The following is a 16,344-nucleotide window of genomic DNA, read 5'->3' as shown; positions in this document are numbered from 1 at the left end:
ATTACATCGCCGTAATGCCAACCAACCTGTACGGTCCGAATGATAACTTCCACTTGGAAAACAGTCACGTACTGCCGGCCATGATCCGCAAGATTCACCTGGCGAAATGCCTGAACGAGGGCGACTGGGATGCGGTGCGTAAGGACATCAACCTGCGCCCGGTGGAAGGTGTAAACGGAAGTAATACGGACGAGGAGATTCTGGAAAAGCTGGCGAAGTTCGGCATCACACCGAAAGCGGTTACGCTTTGGGGTACGGGAAAGCCGATGCGTGAGTTTTTGTGGAGTGAAGAAATGGCGGATGCCAGCGTACATGTGTTGCTGAACGTGGATTTCAAGCAGACGTATGATGCGTCAAAGAAAAATGCGGACGGTATTACTGAAATCCGTAACTGTCACATCAACGTGGGTACGGGCAAGGAAGTGTCTATCCGCGAAGTGGCAGAGAAAATCATGAAGGAAATCGGCTTCAAGGGTGAACTGCGCTGGGATGCATCGAAACCGGACGGCACACTGCGCAAGCTGACGGACGTAAGCAAACTGCACAGCCTGGGATGGCACCATAAAGTAGAAATAGACGAAGGTATTCACCGCTTGTATGAATGGTACCTGAAGGGTATCTGCATCAATCATCAGACAGTATAATCCGAATGGAAGAAAAAATAGAGAGACACTGGTATGCTTTCTACGTAAGAATGCATCACGAGAAAAAAACGGCAGAAAAATTAGAAATGCTCCACGTGGAGCATTTCTTACCCATACAGGAAGTGGTGCGTCAATGGAGTGACCGGAAAAAGAAAATCAAGCAAGTCGTAATTCCGATGTTGATTTTTATCTGCACGGATGAAAAAGGACGAATTGAGCTGCTTCAGAATTTTCCGTCATTAACGGGCTGCTTGATAGACCCGGCAACCCGACGACCGGCCATTATCCGGGACAAAGAGATGGAGCAGTTTAAGTTCATGCTGGATTACTCCGAGGAGACTGTACGGTTCCAAAATGAGCCGCTGGCCCCAGGGGAACAGGTAGAAGTAATCAAAGGCTCTCTGAAAGGTCTTCAAGGTGAGCTGGTAGAAATAGGAGGACACTCGCAGGTGATGATACGCATTGACCATCTGGGCTATGCCATCGTGGAAATGCCAGTAGGATACGTAAAGAAAGTATAAGACTGATTTCTCAAAAGAGAAAGCGGGAATATAAAGAAAACGGCGGGAAGTTGCATGTTGGAAAAGCAACTTCCCGCCGTTCTTTGTTATTGGAAGAATACGTCATCAAGACGTGTGGTATTTTCTTCTTCTATCTCTGTCAGACGGTCTTTACAAGGATCGAAATCACCTGGAATATCGAAAGTCTCGTCTTGAGAGTAGCCTAATGTCTTGTCGGCATAGACTTTCTGCATATAGATGCCCCAGATAGGCAATGCCATAGAAGCCCCCTGGCCGTCGCGCATCGTATCGAAATGGATGTCGCGTTCTTCACCACCTACCCAGCAACCGGATACCAACGAAGGAGTGAAGCCCATAAACCATCCGTCGGAGTTACGGTTGGTAGTTCCTGTCTTACCTCCCATATCAGCCTTGATGCCATACAAGCGACGAACACGTCCACCCGTACCTTCATTAATTACGGCACGCAGCATAACGAGCATCTTATAAGAAGTAGATTCACTAATGACTTCATTCACTTGCGGCGTGAAGTTGGCTATGACGTTACCATCATTGTCTTCAATACGGGTGACAAATAGCGGAGCGGTACGGATACCTTTATTGACAAAGGCCGTGTACGCACTGACCATCTCTCCTACCGAAATTTCACATGGTCCAAGACAGAGGGAAACGGTAGGCTGTACATCCTTATTTAATACACCGAATGAGTGTATCAGGCGAACCAGGTCGTACGGGCTGAGTTTGCTCATCAGGTAGGCTGAAATCCAGTTATTGGAGTTGGCCAATCCCCATTTCAAGGTCACAATTTCTCCATAATGCGACTTGGAGCTGTTACGGGGTGACCAGGCTTTTCCGTTCTCATCGAAGAGGGTCTGCTCTACATTACGAACTTCATCACATGGCGAGAAGCCATTCTCCATGGCAAGCGCATACAAATAAGGTTTGATGGTTGAACCTACCTGACGACGACCTACCATAGCCATATCATACTGGAAGTAGTTGTAATTAGGTCCTCCCACGTATGCTTTCACATGGCCCGTAATCGGGTCCATGGACATAAAGCCTGCACGCAAGAAATGTTTGTAATACTTGATGGAGTCAAGCGGAGTCATGATTGTATCTTTTTCTCCATCCCATGAGAATACGGACATTTCATATTTAGTGTTGAATGCTTTCATGATTTCAGCTTCAGAGCATCCGTCAGCTTTCATGGTACGGTAACGGTCGCTCTGACGAATGGAGCGGTTCAGAATCTGTTCCACTTCCTCCGGTGTCAGCTGATTGGTATAAGGAGCTGTCTTACGCCCTCTCTTTTCCTTGAAGAAGCGAGGCTGCAGATATTTGGCTACATGTTCATAAACAGCTTCTTCGGCATACTGCTGCATACGGGAATTGATAGTGGTATAAATCTTCAATCCGTCTACATACAGATTGTAGTTGGTACCGTCTTTCTTTTTATTCTTCGCACACCAGCCATACAACGGGTTGGTTTCCCAAGCCAAAGAATCTTCATAATATTTCTGCATCTGCCAGCCACGGTAATCGCTCCGGTCCGGTTTACGAGCGGTCATTACGCCACGCAGGTATTCACGGAAATAGGTAGCCAATCCGTCTTTATGGTCGACAGGCTGAAATTTCAGCACCAACGGAAGTGCCTGCAAAGAATCACATTCTTCCTGAGTAAGGAAGCCTGCCTTACGCATCTGGTCGAGCACGGTATTACGACGTCCGCGAGAACGTTCATTAAAACGACGAGGGTTATAGAGAGAAGGGTTCTTACACATACCTATCAAGGTAGCGGCTTCTTCTATTTTCAAGTTCTTCGGATCTTTGGCAAAATACGTCTTAGCCGCTGTCTTAATACCTACGGCATTGTTCAGGAAGTCGAACTTATTAAGATACATGGTAAGAATTTCTTCCTTTGTATAATAGCGTTCCAGTTTTACCGCAATCACCCACTCGATAGGTTTCTGCAACAGACGCTCCATTACATTGTCGGCTGTCGGTGAATAGAACTGCTTAGCCAACTGCTGGGTAATGGTACTACCTCCACCGGCATGTTTCTGCATGAAGATTCCACGCTTGATAACCGCACGCATGAAAGCACGGGCGTCGATACCGGAATGGTCTTCAAAACGCACATCTTCAGTGGCCACCAAGGCATGTACCAGATGGGGAGAAAGGTCTTCATAGCCCACATACACGCGGTTTTCCTTACTAAGCGACCAGGTTCCCAACAGCTTTCCGTCTTCAGAAATGACCTGAGTAGCAAACTTCAGATTCGGGTTTTCCAGCTCTTCTACCGGGGGAACATAACCTATTTTACCTTTTGCAATGGCCGTAAAAACGATGGCAACTGCGGCAATGCAGATGAACACAAAACCCCACATTGCATATATAAATATCTTTCTCATACTTTTATTATATTCATTAATTAGACTTTTAAGCCGCAAATTTACGGAAAATCTTTGTAACAAAGACTTATTTTCCGCAATATCCTCTTAAATGCGAAAACGTAGTCCGAAATATCCTAAAAACGGTGGGATTTCTATTTTTTTTACCTACCTTTGAACTCCGGTATTATAAAAGTAATCAAAAACAGCTAACATGGAAAATAGAAGTTTAGTTACTATCGCCGAACATTCCAAAGAGAAAATCATGTATCTTCTGGAAATGGCAAGAGAGTTTGAAAAGAAACCTAACCGCCGCCTGCTGGCAGAAAAAGTAGTTGCCACTCTGTTCTTTGAACCATCTACCCGTACCCGTCTGAGCTTTGAAACGGCAGCCAACCGTCTGGGAGCAAGAGTCATCGGATTTACCGATCCGAAGGTGACCAGTTCTTCTAAAGGAGAAACGCTGAAGGATACCATCATGATGGTGAGCAACTATGCAGACATCATCGTAATGAGACATTATCTGGAAGGTGCTGCACGTTACGCCAGTGAAGTGGCTCCGGTGCCCATCGTAAATGCCGGAGATGGTGCAAACCAGCATCCTTCACAAACAATGCTGGATTTATACTCCATCTATAAGACTCAAGGTACACTGGAAAACCTGAACATTTATCTGGTAGGTGACTTGAAATACGGAAGAACGGTTCACTCGCTGCTGATGGCTATGCGACACTTCAATCCTACTTTCCATTTCATTGCTCCGGACGAACTGAAAATGCCGGACGAATACAAGCTGTATTGCCAGGAACATCACATCAAATACGTGGAACATACTGACTTCACCGAAGAAACCATTGCAGATGCCGATATTCTGTATATGACTCGTGTTCAGCGGGAACGTTTCACTGACCTGATGGAATATGAAAGAGTGAAAGATGTGTATATCCTGAACAACAAGATGCTGGAACATACACGCCCGAACCTGAAAATCCTCCACCCGCTTCCTCGTGTGAACGAGATTACTTATGACGTGGACGACAATCCGAAAGCTTACTATTTCCAACAGGCCAAGAACGGTCTTTATGCCCGCCAGGCCATCCTTTGCGATGTGTTAGGAATTACACTCGACGAGGTAAAAGCTGATACTGAAAAATAATCCGGAAACTATTCAATTCAAGTAACTATGAGTGAAAAGAAAGAATTACAGGTGGCTGCGCTGAAAAACGGAACAGTCATTGACCATATACCTTCCAATAAGTTATTTACAGTCGTATCCTTGCTGGGACTGCAGGATGAAGATGCCAACATCACAATAGGCAACAACTTTGAAAGTAAGAAATTAGGCAAGAAGGGAATCATCAAAATTGCCGACCGCTTCTTTACGGAAGAAGAAATCAGCCGCTTGTCGGTAGTTGCTTCCAAAATCAAGCTGAATATCATCCGCGACTATGAAGTCGTAGAAAAGAAAGAAGTGGAAATGCCTGACGAGCTGAGAGGCATCGTGAAGTGCAACAACCCGAAATGTATCACCAACAACGAGCCGATGCAAACATGGTTCCACGTTGTCGACAAGGAAAAAGGCTTGTTGAAGTGCCATTACTGCGAAAAAGAACAGCAGAAGGATAACATCAAACTTCTGTAAACCATGAAGCAGGACTGGAAACCAGGGACAATGATTTATCCTCTTCCGGCTGCCTTGGTTACATGTGGCAGCTGTGAAGGAGAATATAACATTATCACCGTAGCGTGGGTAGGTACAATCTGTACCAACCCACCTATGTGTTACATTTCTGTCAGACCAGAACGGCACTCCTATCCTATTCTGAAAAAGAATATGGAGTTTGTCATTAATCTGACCACCAAAGATATGGCTTTTGCCACAGACTGGTGCGGAGTTCGTTCAGGCAAAGACTACAACAAGTTCCAGGAGATGAAATTAACTCCAGGAAAGGCAGCCATGGTGCAGGCTCCTCTCATTGAAGAGTCGCCACTCTGCATTGAATGCCGGGTAAAGGAAATCGTCGCTTTAGGTTCACATCACATGTTTATTGCGGACGTAGTCAACGTGAAAGCAGACGATAAATACCTGAACTCGGAAACCGGCAAATTTGAACTGGCTCAATCTAACCTTCTGGTTTATGCCCACGGGGGATATTACGAATTAGGAGAGAAAATTGGCAAGTTCGGATGGTCGGTAGAGAAAAAGAAATAACTGATTTATGATAAAAGAAGCCCTATTCACCCTCATTGGAAGCGGTGTGCTGGCAGTATGTGAGCTGCAAGCACAGGCCGTAACTACGCCCATGGTTACGCTGAAACAGCCGCGTTTCAACCTGGGAGTGAAAGCCGGTTTCAACTCTTCCATGTTCTTTACGGATGAGATTTCAATTAACGGCAAAGAACTGGAACTTGCCCAAAATAACTATAAAGTAGGTTATTTTGCAGCGGTGTTCTGCCGCTTCAACATGAAGAAACACCACTTCATACAACCGGAATTTTCCTGCAATATCACTCAAGGAAGTGTTTCTATTCCCAGCACATTAGCCAACTCGGAAATTCTGAAGGAGAATGCCCTTATCAAGAAAAAAATGACGACACTTGACCTGCCCATTCTTTACGGCTATAAGTTCATTGACGTACATCCGTATGGAATGGCATTTTTCGTAGGTCCCAAGGTGACATGGGTATGGGAGAAACATTGTTCAACCGAATTTACAGGCTTCCACCAACAGGAAATAAAGGAAGAGCAATATCCGTTCCAGTACAGCGGAGTCGTGGGACTGGCCGTCAACGTATCCAACATCTTCTTTGATTTCCGTTACGAGGTGGGACTTCATAACACCATCCGTTCTATCACCTATAACACCGACCTGACTGAGGCTCCGCATAATGAAGGAAAAATTAAGCTGGAACAACGGAAAAACATTCTGAGTTTTTCGGTCGGAGTTATTTTCTAACAGGATTTTTCACTTTAAAACAACTATATCATGAAACGAGACGATTCTATTTTTAGCATCATTGAGAAAGAACATCAGAGACAACTAAAAGGTATTGAACTGATTGCCTCAGAAAACTTTGTAAGTGAACAAGTCATGCAGGCTATGGGTTCTTGCCTGACCAACAAATATGCAGAAGGGTATCCTGGAAAAAGATATTACGGAGGATGCGAAGTGGTAGACCAGAGCGAACAGCTGGCCATCGACCGTATCAAGCAGATTTTCGGAGCTGAATGGGCAAACGTACAGCCTCACTCAGGTGCACAGGCCAATGCTGCCGTATTCCTGGCAGTATTGAATCCGGGCGACAAGTTCATGGGTTTGAACCTGGCACACGGCGGACATCTGTCTCATGGCTCTGCAGTAAATACTTCAGGTATTCTGTACACTCCATGCGAATATAACCTGAACAAAGAGACGGGTCGCGTAGATTATGACCAGATGGAAGAAATCGCCTTGAGAGAGCATCCGAAGTTAATTGTAGGCGGAGGTTCTGCTTATTCACGTGAATGGGACTACAAACGCATGCGTGAGATTGCTGACAAGGTAGGCGCTATCCTGATGATTGATATGGCACATCCGGCCGGACTGATTGCTGCCGGTTTGCTTGACAATCCGGTGAAATACGCACATATCGTAACTTCAACTACCCACAAAACGCTTCGTGGTCCGCGTGGTGGTATCATCCTGATGGGTAAAGACTTCCCTAATCCATGGGGAAAGAAAACTCCGAAAGGCGAAATCAAGATGATGTCACAGTTACTGGATTCAGCTGTATTCCCCGGCATTCAGGGTGGCCCGCTGGAACACGTCATTGCAGCTAAAGCCGTAGCATTCTACGAATGTATGCAACCGGAATACAAAGAATACCAAATTCAGGTACAGAAGAACGCCCGTGTATTGGCTCAGGCTTTGATGGATCGTGGTTTCACCATCGTATCGGGAGGAACAGATAATCACTCTATGCTGGTAGACCTGCGCAGCAAATATCCAGATTTGACAGGAAAGGTAGCTGAAAAAGCGTTGGTAGCAGCCGACATCACTGTCAACAAGAATATGGTACCGTTTGACACTCGCTCTGCATTCCAGACATCAGGTATCCGTCTGGGAACTCCGGCCATTACGACCCGTGGCGCCAAAGAAGACTTGATGTACGAAATTGCAGAAATGATTGAAACCGTACTGTCAAATGTAGACAACGAAGAGGTTATCGCTTCCGTACGTCACCGCGTAAATGAAACGATGAAAAACTATCCTATATTTGCATATTAACTAAACGACTAAAAACGAAACAAAATGAAGAAAATGAATTCTATGGCTATCTTACTGAGTGCATGCTTGGTATTTAGCGGGTGTGGTATGACAAATACAGCCAAAGGTGGAATGATTGGTGCAGGAAGTGGAGCTGCCCTGGGAGCATTGATCGGAGGTATCGCCGGTCACGGAAAAGGAGCTGCCATTGGAGCGGCTGTAGGTGCTGTCGTAGGTACAGGTGCCGGTGTACTGATTGGTAAGAAGATGGACAAGGCTGCCGCACAGGCAGAACAGATTGAAGGTGCACAGGTAGAGCAGGTAACTGACAACAACGGATTACAAGCCGTAAAAGTGACTTTCGACTCCGGTATCTTGTTTAATACCAGCAGTGCTACATTAAGTACTTCTGCCAAATCTGCATTGAGCAAATTTGCCAACAACGTGCTTAACCAAAACAAGGACATGGACGTTGCCATCTACGGATATACTGATAATACCGGTTGGAAAAACAGTACCGCAGAGCAGAGCCGCCAGAAGAATCTGGACCTTTCACAAGAACGTGCCCAGAGTGTATCAAGCTATCTGTTAGCCTGTGGCGCTTCTTCCAGCCAGATTAAGTCTGTTACAGGTATGGGTGAAGAAAATCCCGTAGCCGACAACTCAACTGCTGCAGGCCGTCAGGAAAACCGCCGTGTAGAAGTGTATATGTATGCCAGCCAGCAGATGATTCAACAGGCTGAAGCTGGAACTTTGCAATAAATCGAATTTTCATAGTAACAAACATCCTTATGCCGGGTCTTTCAGACTCGGCATAATTTTCATCCCCACATCAAACACTAATGAACAGAAAACGAATTCTAAGATACATACGTAATCTGATTATCTTTTTCTTTGCATCTACCATTCTTTCCGTCGTTGCCTTAAGATTTATTCCGGTCTACATCACTCCCCTGATGGTGATACGAAGTGTAGAACAACTGGTAAAAGGTGAGAAAGTGGCCATGAAGCACAAATGGGTACCTAAAGAAAAAATATCACGTCACCTTCCGATGGCGGTCATTGCCTCTGAAGACAACCGTTTTGCCAGCCACAACGGGTTCGACTTCAAGGAAATCAGCAAGGCTATTGAAGAAAACAAAAAGCGTAAGAAAGCCAGAGGAGCAAGTACCATCAGCCAGCAGACAGCTAAGAATGTATTCCTATGGCCCTCCTCCTCCTGGGTAAGAAAAGGATTCGAAGTCTATTTCACGGTACTGATTGAACTGATATGGGATAAAGAAAGAATCATGGAAGTTTACCTGAACTCCATCGAAATGGGAGATGGTATATATGGAGCAGAAGCCGTGGCGAAAGCTCACTTTCACACCACGGCCTCTCAACTCACTCGCAAACAATGTGCACTTATTGCAGCCAGTCTGCCGAATCCAAGAAAATACAATTCCGGAAAACCCAGCCCTTACATGTACAAGCGTCAGCGGAAAATCATGTATCTAATGAAATGTGTTCCTACATTCCCGGAAAAAGCCGAAAAGTAAGGAGACTTCTCGGGGCTAAGGCTCCGGATCTCCTTTCAAAATCGGAAGTGTAATCTTATATTTCACTGCTAAAATACGGGCTACAAACACGGTTACTCCACCAATAATCTGTGCAAGTACGGATTCCATGTCCAGCATTAGACAAATCCAGTAAACCAGTCCGCCAATCACACAAGCCATGGCGTAAATCTCTTTACGGAATATCAGCGGAATCTCGTTGATAAATATATCACGCAGCACTCCTCCAGCTGCACCGGTAATACTACCCATGATAATGGCAATCCAAAACGGATAACCCAGCGCATACGCCTTACTGAATCCTACAACCGTAAACAGGGCCAGACCTATGGTGTCAAAAATAAAGAAGGTATTATTCAGGCGAATGACATACTTTCCGAACAAGATGACAAAGAACATAGCGAAAGCCGTACAAATGAGATACATCGGGTCGGTCATCCAGGCTGGAGTCACATCCAGCAAAACATCACGAATGGTTCCACCACCGATAGCCGTAGCCAGTCCCACCACATAAGCGCCAAACCAGTCAAACCGTTTCGCCGAAGCAAGACGTATACCACTTATGGCAAATGCAAAAGTCCCCACAAAATCCAGTATCGTTACAAACGAAGGCATCTGAAAAAAAACATCCATAGCAAATATTTTACCAAGTATAACTCAAACCAAAACTAAGCAATTCCTGCAACTGAAAATAACTTCGACCTTCTTCACGAGTCACCCCATCGTCAAATCGACCATGAACGAACAGCTTCGTAGAAAGATACTGATTAATGGTAAAGGTAAAGGTATTTTCCCATTCACCCAGCACTTTCTCGTAATTGGTCGTATAAGACAAGCGGGACTCCCACATCAGGATGGAGAACATTTTCCATTTCAATGTAGATTCCAGACGAGAACCCCATACACTTTCCCGTTTATGACCGGCTTCGATGTTAAACTTTGTAGGGTCTACCCTGTCACTGGCCACGCTGTACAAGGTGTAGTTTATCGGATTTACCAGCACAGACAAATTGCACACGCCATCCTTGATAAACTTGTAGTCCATACCGAGACCGACGTTCAATTCGGCCGGTGAGAAGAAAGCAGAAACCAAGTTATCGGAGTTGGTCTCGTAGTTTGAGAAGAACTGCGTCTTGAACTCAGCCGACAAAGTATAGTACCATGTACTGAAGGCCTTGTAACCCAATTTAGAACTCAAGCGAAGCAGGTCATTGTTAGCCTTATAGCTGTGTACGGTATCCGAAGGTGCCGTGATAAAGCCCAATTTCCACTCAATCTTGTTTTCAAACTGGATACGCTGTCTGTCATCATAATTCGCCTGCCAGGTGAAGCCGGAAAGCAATGATTTGGTACTTTCACCACCCTTATACCAGTTCTTCGAAATGTAGTTCTGTGAGAATTGCAAATAACCATTTCCACCAAAGGTCCAGAAATTCGGCTTGATAACCAGCAGGTCTTTTTCTGTCACCCGGTTCGGAAGCTCATCATTCTGCATCATGTCCAGCAGATTCTCTTTCCGCGGCTGGTTTACAAGCACCTCACCGTATATCGGTTTCAAGCCTTTCAAATTCTCCTCATTTTGCTTCACCAAACTGGGGTAAGACAGATAAAAAGAAAGCAACTGCCGATTTACCGCCTTATCCACCTGCACAGAATGACGCAAATCGGCCACCTGAGGCAATTGCGCATCCAGCACATTTTCTTTTATAAAAGGTATCTGCGGTTTCCAGTCAGAGATACTGAAGGCCTGCTCTATCGGTGCCTCATAATAAGTAGCCGGCATCGACAATTTATAGTAATCTGGATTCGGACGGATACCCGTTATCAGCAGATAAATATCATCCCAACGCTCCAGCTGGGCGTTATACTCCCGACGGAAATTCTGCATCAACCGCCAGAAATTCCGCACCTCCAGTGTAGGAAGTTCCACCTTTTTCTTTACAGCCGGAACTACTTTCTTCTGTGTTGCATTCTGCAGGCTGTCTACAGGAGCTGTTACATTCAAAGAATCTACCGCATTTTTTAGTGTATCCGATTTTATCGCATCCGAAGACACTTCCATTTCTTGTGCGGCCAACCCACCGCACACCATAAGCAATACCAAGAAAAGACTCGTCTTTTTCATTTTTGTCATTCTTAAAATCTTGTGCAAAAGTACGATTTATTTCTAAAAGAAGTTAGCTTTCACACCTACTAATTGTACTTAAAAACAATTTTCTACCCACCTTTGTTTAAAATTTCATTTGTACATCCATCGGAAAACGTAAGGATATTTAAAGTTAAACGTGGTTTTGCTCTACTTACTTTTGCGGGTTCAGCTTTTTTTTATAATTTTGCAAACTTGAAGAAGTAGTTCTTCCATGTCGGTAGAAATATTGCTCACCGGCATTTTGACTGTCACTTTCTTAAGAGAAAAGAAAGCAGGCAGCATTAAACTGTTGAATTTAATTTTTAAATATTCATATTGTGGCAGAAACAAAGTATATTTTCGTAACAGGTGGTGTAGCCTCTTCATTAGGAAAAGGTATCATCTCATCATCTATCGGTAAGTTGCTGCAGGCCAGAGGCTACAGCGTAACCATCCAGAAGTTCGACCCGTATATCAACATCGACCCGGGAACTCTGAATCCCTATGAACACGGAGAGTGCTACGTAACCGTAGACGGACATGAAGCCGACCTCGACTTGGGACACTACGAACGCTTCTTAGGCATCCAAACTACCAAAGCCAACAACATCACTACCGGACGCATCTACAAGAGTGTAATCGACAAGGAACGCCGTGGCGACTATCTTGGCAAGACCATCCAGATTATCCCTCACATCACTGACGAAATTAAACGCAATGTCAAATTGCTGGGCAACAAATATAAATTCGATTTCGTCATTACAGAAATCGGAGGAACTGTAGGCGACATCGAATCACTTCCTTACCTGGAAAGTATCCGTCAGCTGAAATGGGAATTAGGCAAGAACGCTTTGTGCGTACACTTGACTTATGTACCTTACTTGGCTGCTGCCGGTGAATTGAAGACTAAACCGACCCAGCACTCTGTAAAAGAACTGCAGTCTGTAGGTATTCAGCCGGATATCCTGGTACTTCGTACAGAACACGAACTCAGCATGGGACTGAGAAAGAAAGTTGCCTTGTTCTGTAACGTAGACGACAACGCCGTTATCCAGTCAATGGACATGCCGACCATCTACGAAGTACCTTTGCGTATGCAGGAACAGAAACTGGATGTAACTATCCTTGAAAAAATGGGACTTCCGGTAGGTGAAACTCCTACTCTCGGCCCGTGGAGAGACTTCCTGAACCGTCGTCACAATGCTACTGAGAAGGTAAGAATCGGACTGGTAGGAAAATACGACTTACAGGATGCCTACAAATCAATTCTGGAAGCCCTTTCACAAGCTGCAACTTATAATGACCGCAAGGCCGACATTCACTTTATCAATAGCGAGAACCTGACCGACGACAACATAGAAGAGCACCTGAAAGACATGGACGGTGTCATCATCTGCCCGGGATTCGGACAGCGTGGTATCGAAGGTAAGTTCGTAGCTATCAAGTACTGCCGTACACACAACGTACCGACATTCGGTATCTGTCTGGGTATGCAGTGTATTGTCATCGAATTCGCACGAAACGTACTGGGATATGCCGATGCCAACAGCCGTGAAATGGATGAAAAGACTCCGCACAATGTAATCGACATCATGGAGGAACAGAAATCCATCACGAACATGGGTGGTACCATGCGTCTGGGAGCTTACGAATGCGTTATCGACCCGAACTCCAAGACTTATGAAGCTTACCAGAGTGAACACATCCAGGAACGTCACCGTCACCGTTACGAATTCAACAACAGCTACAAGGAAGAATTCGAAAAGGCGGGTATGAAGTGCGTAGGTATCAATCCGGAATCCGACCTGGTGGAAATCGTGGAAATCCCGACCTTGAAATGGTTTATCGGTACACAGTTCCATCCGGAATACAGCAGTACGGTATTGAAACCACATCCGTTGTTCCTGTCCTTCATCAAGGCAGCTATCAGCAAATAAACCAAACATAACATTGTAAAGAAATAGAAATGGACAAAAACACGTTAGTGGGCTTTATCCTGATTGGAGCGGTTATCGTGGGATTCGGTATCTACAACCGCCCCAGCCAGGAAGAAAGAGCACGCGCACAGCACTATCAGGACTCTATCCAACAGGTTATCAAGCAACAACAGGAAGCCCAGGAAAAGCAGGCTGCTGCAGCCATTGAAGCTGCACGCCCTGACAGTACTTCCCTCTTCTTCCAGGCCGCACAGGGTACGGAACAATTTACCGTACTGGAGAACGAGCTGGTTCAGCTGACTTTCTCCAACAAAGGCGGACGAGTGAGCAAGGCCCTGCTGAAAGAGTATAAAGACCAGAAGAAGCAGCCTCTCGTTCTGTTCGACGGCGAAGATGCTTCCATGAATTTCGGTTTTGAAGGAAAGAACGAAAACATTCTCAGCCAGCAGATGTATTTCGAGGCGACTAATGTGACCGATTCTACCGTGACCATGCGACTGAACGCAGCCAACGGCGGACACCTGGACTTCAACTACCGACTGCTGCCCAACTCGTATATGGTAGACCTTACCGTTCAAGCCAGCGGCATGCAGAATTTCTTCTCTCCTTCTACCAAGAGCATGAACATCGAATGGAAACAGCGTGCCCGCCAGATGGAGAAAGGTTACAACTTCGAACAGCGTTACACTTCATTGACCTACAAGCCGGTGGACGACAGTTTCGATTACTTGAGCGAAACAAAGGATGAAAAAGAAACCATTCCTGAATCACTCGACTGGGTAGCTTTCAAGAATCAGTATTTCTCCTGCGTGTTCATGGCAGAGCAGAACTTTGACAACGCCACACTCGAATCGAAAATGGAACAGCAAGGAAGCGGTTACATGAAGAACTATGCAGCCGACATGAAGACAGCTTTCGACCCGACAGGTGCCAAAGCTTCACACATGCAGTTCTACTTTGGTCCGAACCACTTCAAGACACTGCTGGCCAGCAACGACTTGAGCTTTAAAGATAAAGATCAGGAACTGGAAGACCTGGTTTATCTGGGATGGCCGATTATCCGCCTGATTAACCGCTGGTTTACCATCAACTTGTTCGACTGGCTGTCAGGCTGGGGACTGAGCATGGGTATGGTTATCCTGCTTATGACCATCATCGTCAAGGTACTGGTACTTCCTACCACCTGGAAGTCTTTCATCTCATCTGCCAAAATGCGTGCCCTGAAGCCGTATGTAGATAAGATTAACGCCAAATATCCGAAGCAGGAAGATGCCCTGAAGAAACAGCAGGAAACCATGGCCCTCTATCGCCAGTACAATGTCAGTCCGATGGGCGGCTGTCTGCCGATGTTGTTGCAAACTCCGGTGTTCATGGCCCTCTTCTTCTTCGTGCCGAACGCTATCGAGTTACGTCAGCAGGGATTCTTGTGGGCTGATGACCTTTCGGCTTACGACGACCTGATCAGCTGGAGCTACCACATTCCGTTGTTAGGCAACCACCTGAGCTTGTTCTGTCTGCTGTTCAGCATCACTACGGTGCTCAACCAGATTATCATGATGAAACAGCAGGATATGGGCAACAATCCACAGCTGGCTGCCATGAAATGGATGATGTACATCATGCCTGTGATGTTCTTCTTCATCTTCAACGACTATGCATCCGGATTGAGCTACTACTATTTCATCTCCGGTCTGATTGGTATCATTACCATGTGGATTATGCGCCGCATGACCGATGAAAAGAAACTGCTCGCCCAGCTGGAAGCCAACAAGAAAGAACCTTCACAGCAAAAGGCAAGCGGACTGATGGCTAAACTGGAAGCCCTGCAGAAAGAGCAGGAACGTCTACAGAAAGAGCGTCAGGAACGCATGGGAGGTAAGAAAAAATAAAAAGATTATCTTCATACCGCAGAGCGCCCCTCAATGGCATACAGACAAGCCATCGAGGGGCGCTCTTTTTTCTGCTACATTCCTCTTTTTCCATTTATTGTCTTACCTTTGCAGAAACAAAGGTAAAACCATGAACTACTTTTCAAAACTCTATACCCGATGGCAGCATTTCCTGCACAATGAAACATTAAAGCAGAAAGTATATTCCATCGTTTTCGAATCAGACACACCGAAAGGAAGGCTGTTCAACATCATATTAATCAGCAGCATCATTGTCAGCGTACTGATGGTCATACTGGAAAGCATGCACTTGTTTTCTCCTACAGCCTACTGGATATTGCGACTATTGGAATACCTGCTGACTCTCTTCTTTACCATAGAATACCTGGCCCGTATTTACTGCCTGAAAAATCCCCGGAAATACATATTCAGCTTTTTCGGGCTGGTGGACCTGCTGGCCACCCTGCCGGTTTACCTGAGCTTCTTCCTGAAGGGTGCACACTACCTGCTGGTCATCCGGGCCTTCCGGCTCATCCGGATATTCCGCATCTTCAAACTATTCTCTTTCATCAGTGAAGGCAATCTGCTGCTGCGCTCCCTGCGCATCAGCGCACCGAAAATATCCGTATTTTTCTTTTTTGTCCTCATCTTGGTTACCTCCATGGGAACAGTCATGTACATGATTGAGGGCGACGTACCCGGGTCTGAATTCAACAACATTCCCAATAGTATCTACTGGGCCATTGTCACTATGACCACCGTAGGCTATGGCGACATCACCCCTGTTACCCCGGTAGGACGATTTCTGTCGGCCATCATCATGCTCACCGGTTACACCATTATTGCCGTACCTACGGGAATCGTATCAGCAGCCATGGTAAGCCAGCAGAAAAAGCAGGCAGAACGCCAGTGTCCGCACTGCCACCAGACAGGGCACGACGCAGAAACCGTCTATTGCAAATACCGCGGAAAGGAACTCGAGAGTGACTCAAAAAGAAAAATCCACAACGAAGAATTTTAATCATTAAA

15 protein-coding genes are annotated in these 16,344 nt (G+C 45.7%); 12 read left to right on the top strand and 3 right to left on the bottom strand.

The genetic code is table 11. The features are described 5' to 3' along the window. Positions 1-644 (top strand): NAD-dependent epimerase/dehydratase family protein (locus tag DXD04_RS13465; protein ID WP_117673766.1); only part of this gene is annotated, 644 nt, incomplete at its 5' end. A gap of 5 nt (positions 645-649) precedes the next feature. Next, on the top strand, positions 650-1,165 hold the full coding sequence (locus DXD04_RS13460; protein WP_117673756.1) for a UpxY family transcription antiterminator: 516 nt from the start codon (positions 650-652) through the stop codon (positions 1,163-1,165). Positions 1,166-1,251: 86 nt separating this feature from the next. Here DXD04_RS13460 and DXD04_RS13455 read toward each other — a convergent pair whose 3' ends face one another. Continuing rightward, positions 1,252-3,579 carry a transglycosylase domain-containing protein gene (locus tag DXD04_RS13455; protein WP_117673765.1) on the bottom strand — a complete coding sequence of 776 codons (2,328 nt, stop codon included), beginning with the start codon at positions 3,577-3,579 and terminating at the stop codon, positions 1,252-1,254. Positions 3,580-3,772: 193 nt separating this feature from the next. On the opposite strand from DXD04_RS13455, the gene pyrB reads away from it, so the two are divergent. From pyrB to mtgA, 7 genes are all read left to right on the top strand, one after another. Then, positions 3,773-4,714 carry an aspartate carbamoyltransferase gene (gene pyrB, locus DXD04_RS13450; protein WP_007560519.1) on the top strand — a complete coding sequence of 314 codons (942 nt, stop codon included), beginning with the start codon at positions 3,773-3,775 and terminating at the stop codon, positions 4,712-4,714. 27 nt (positions 4,715-4,741) lie between these two features. After that, positions 4,742-5,200 (top strand): aspartate carbamoyltransferase regulatory subunit, encoded by a 459-nt coding sequence (gene pyrI, locus DXD04_RS13445; RefSeq protein WP_117673755.1) that lies wholly within the window; start codon positions 4,742-4,744, stop codon positions 5,198-5,200. Between the two features lie 3 nt (positions 5,201-5,203). Beyond that, positions 5,204-5,770 (top strand): flavin reductase family protein, encoded by a 567-nt coding sequence (locus tag DXD04_RS13440; RefSeq protein ID WP_117673754.1) that lies wholly within the window; start codon positions 5,204-5,206, stop codon positions 5,768-5,770. A 7-nt stretch (positions 5,771-5,777) separates the two neighbouring features. Then, on the top strand, positions 5,778-6,515 hold the full coding sequence (locus tag DXD04_RS13435) for a porin family protein (protein WP_117673753.1): 738 nt from the start codon (positions 5,778-5,780) through the stop codon (positions 6,513-6,515). Positions 6,516-6,545: 30 nt separating this feature from the next. Next, positions 6,546-7,826: a serine hydroxymethyltransferase gene (glyA, locus tag DXD04_RS13430; protein WP_022054148.1), complete on the top strand. Its 1,281-nt coding sequence runs from the start codon at positions 6,546-6,548 to the stop codon at positions 7,824-7,826. Between the two features lie 24 nt (positions 7,827-7,850). Next, positions 7,851-8,567, top strand: coding sequence for a YiaD family glycine zipper/OmpA-like lipoprotein (locus tag DXD04_RS13425; protein ID WP_117673752.1), 717 nt, complete (start codon positions 7,851-7,853; stop codon positions 8,565-8,567). An 80-nt stretch (positions 8,568-8,647) separates the two neighbouring features. Then, a complete protein-coding gene (mtgA, locus tag DXD04_RS13420) occupies positions 8,648-9,343 on the top strand; it encodes a monofunctional biosynthetic peptidoglycan transglycosylase (protein WP_117673751.1) in 696 nt (231 codons plus the stop codon). Positions 9,344-9,358: 15 nt separating this feature from the next. Here the strand turns inward: mtgA and DXD04_RS13415 are convergent, their stop codons facing one another. Together DXD04_RS13415 and DXD04_RS13410 are read right to left on the bottom strand one after the other, a co-directional pair. Further along, entirely contained in the window at positions 9,359-9,976 is a 618-nt protein-coding gene (locus DXD04_RS13415) for a trimeric intracellular cation channel family protein (protein ID WP_117673764.1), read from the bottom strand. Between the two features lie 28 nt (positions 9,977-10,004). Next, entirely contained in the window at positions 10,005-11,486 is a 1,482-nt protein-coding gene (locus tag DXD04_RS13410; RefSeq protein ID WP_117673750.1) for a DUF3078 domain-containing protein, read from the bottom strand. Positions 11,487-11,827: 341 nt separating this feature from the next. Between DXD04_RS13410 and DXD04_RS13405 the strand changes: the two genes are divergently transcribed. The 3 genes from DXD04_RS13405 (at position 11,828) to DXD04_RS13395 (ending at position 16,336) form a co-directional block, all read left to right on the top strand. Beyond that, the gene (locus DXD04_RS13405) at positions 11,828-13,426 is read left to right on the top strand and encodes a CTP synthase (RefSeq protein WP_022054142.1); all 1,599 of its coding nucleotides are present in this window, start codon (positions 11,828-11,830) and stop codon (positions 13,424-13,426) included. Between the two features lie 29 nt (positions 13,427-13,455). Beyond that, the gene (yidC, locus tag DXD04_RS13400; RefSeq protein ID WP_117673749.1) at positions 13,456-15,315 is read left to right on the top strand and encodes a membrane protein insertase YidC; all 1,860 of its coding nucleotides are present in this window, start codon (positions 13,456-13,458) and stop codon (positions 15,313-15,315) included. 130 nt (positions 15,316-15,445) lie between these two features. Continuing rightward, complete coding sequence (locus DXD04_RS13395) at positions 15,446-16,336, top strand: ion transporter (RefSeq protein ID WP_117673748.1); 891 nt, start codon at positions 15,446-15,448, stop codon at positions 16,334-16,336. Positions 16,337-16,344 lie beyond the last annotated feature (8 nt).

It is taken from the genome of Phocaeicola plebeius, from assembly GCF_003437535.1.
GTDB classification, from domain to species: domain Bacteria; phylum Bacteroidota; class Bacteroidia; order Bacteroidales; family Bacteroidaceae; genus Phocaeicola; species Phocaeicola plebeius_A.
This window is presented reverse-complemented; position numbering and strand designations above follow the sequence as displayed.

Excerpts from the sequence above, each read along its gene's own strand:
- DXD04_RS13410 (WP_117673750.1), bottom strand. The coding sequence starts at position 11,486 with ATGAAAAAGACGAGTCTTTTCTTGGTATTGCTTATGGTGTGCGGTGGG.
- pyrI (WP_117673755.1), top strand. The coding sequence starts at position 4,742 with ATGAGTGAAAAGAAAGAATTACAGGTGGCTGCGCTGAAAAACGGAACA.
- glyA (WP_022054148.1), top strand. The coding sequence starts at position 6,546 with ATGAAACGAGACGATTCTATTTTTAGCATCATTGAGAAAGAACATCAG.
- DXD04_RS13460 (WP_117673756.1), top strand. The coding sequence starts at position 650 with ATGGAAGAAAAAATAGAGAGACACTGGTATGCTTTCTACGTAAGAATG.
- DXD04_RS13425 (WP_117673752.1), top strand. The coding sequence starts at position 7,851 with ATGAAGAAAATGAATTCTATGGCTATCTTACTGAGTGCATGCTTGGTA.
- DXD04_RS13415 (WP_117673764.1), bottom strand. The coding sequence starts at position 9,976 with ATGCCTTCGTTTGTAACGATACTGGATTTTGTGGGGACTTTTGCATTT.
- pyrB (WP_007560519.1), top strand. The coding sequence starts at position 3,773 with ATGGAAAATAGAAGTTTAGTTACTATCGCCGAACATTCCAAAGAGAAA.
- yidC (WP_117673749.1), top strand. The coding sequence starts at position 13,456 with ATGGACAAAAACACGTTAGTGGGCTTTATCCTGATTGGAGCGGTTATC.
- mtgA (WP_117673751.1), top strand. The coding sequence starts at position 8,648 with ATGAACAGAAAACGAATTCTAAGATACATACGTAATCTGATTATCTTT.
- DXD04_RS13440 (WP_117673754.1), top strand. The coding sequence starts at position 5,204 with ATGAAGCAGGACTGGAAACCAGGGACAATGATTTATCCTCTTCCGGCT.
- DXD04_RS13455 (WP_117673765.1), bottom strand. The coding sequence starts at position 3,579 with ATGAGAAAGATATTTATATATGCAATGTGGGGTTTTGTGTTCATCTGC.
- DXD04_RS13435 (WP_117673753.1), top strand. The coding sequence starts at position 5,778 with ATGATAAAAGAAGCCCTATTCACCCTCATTGGAAGCGGTGTGCTGGCA.
- DXD04_RS13395 (WP_117673748.1), top strand. The coding sequence starts at position 15,446 with ATGAACTACTTTTCAAAACTCTATACCCGATGGCAGCATTTCCTGCAC.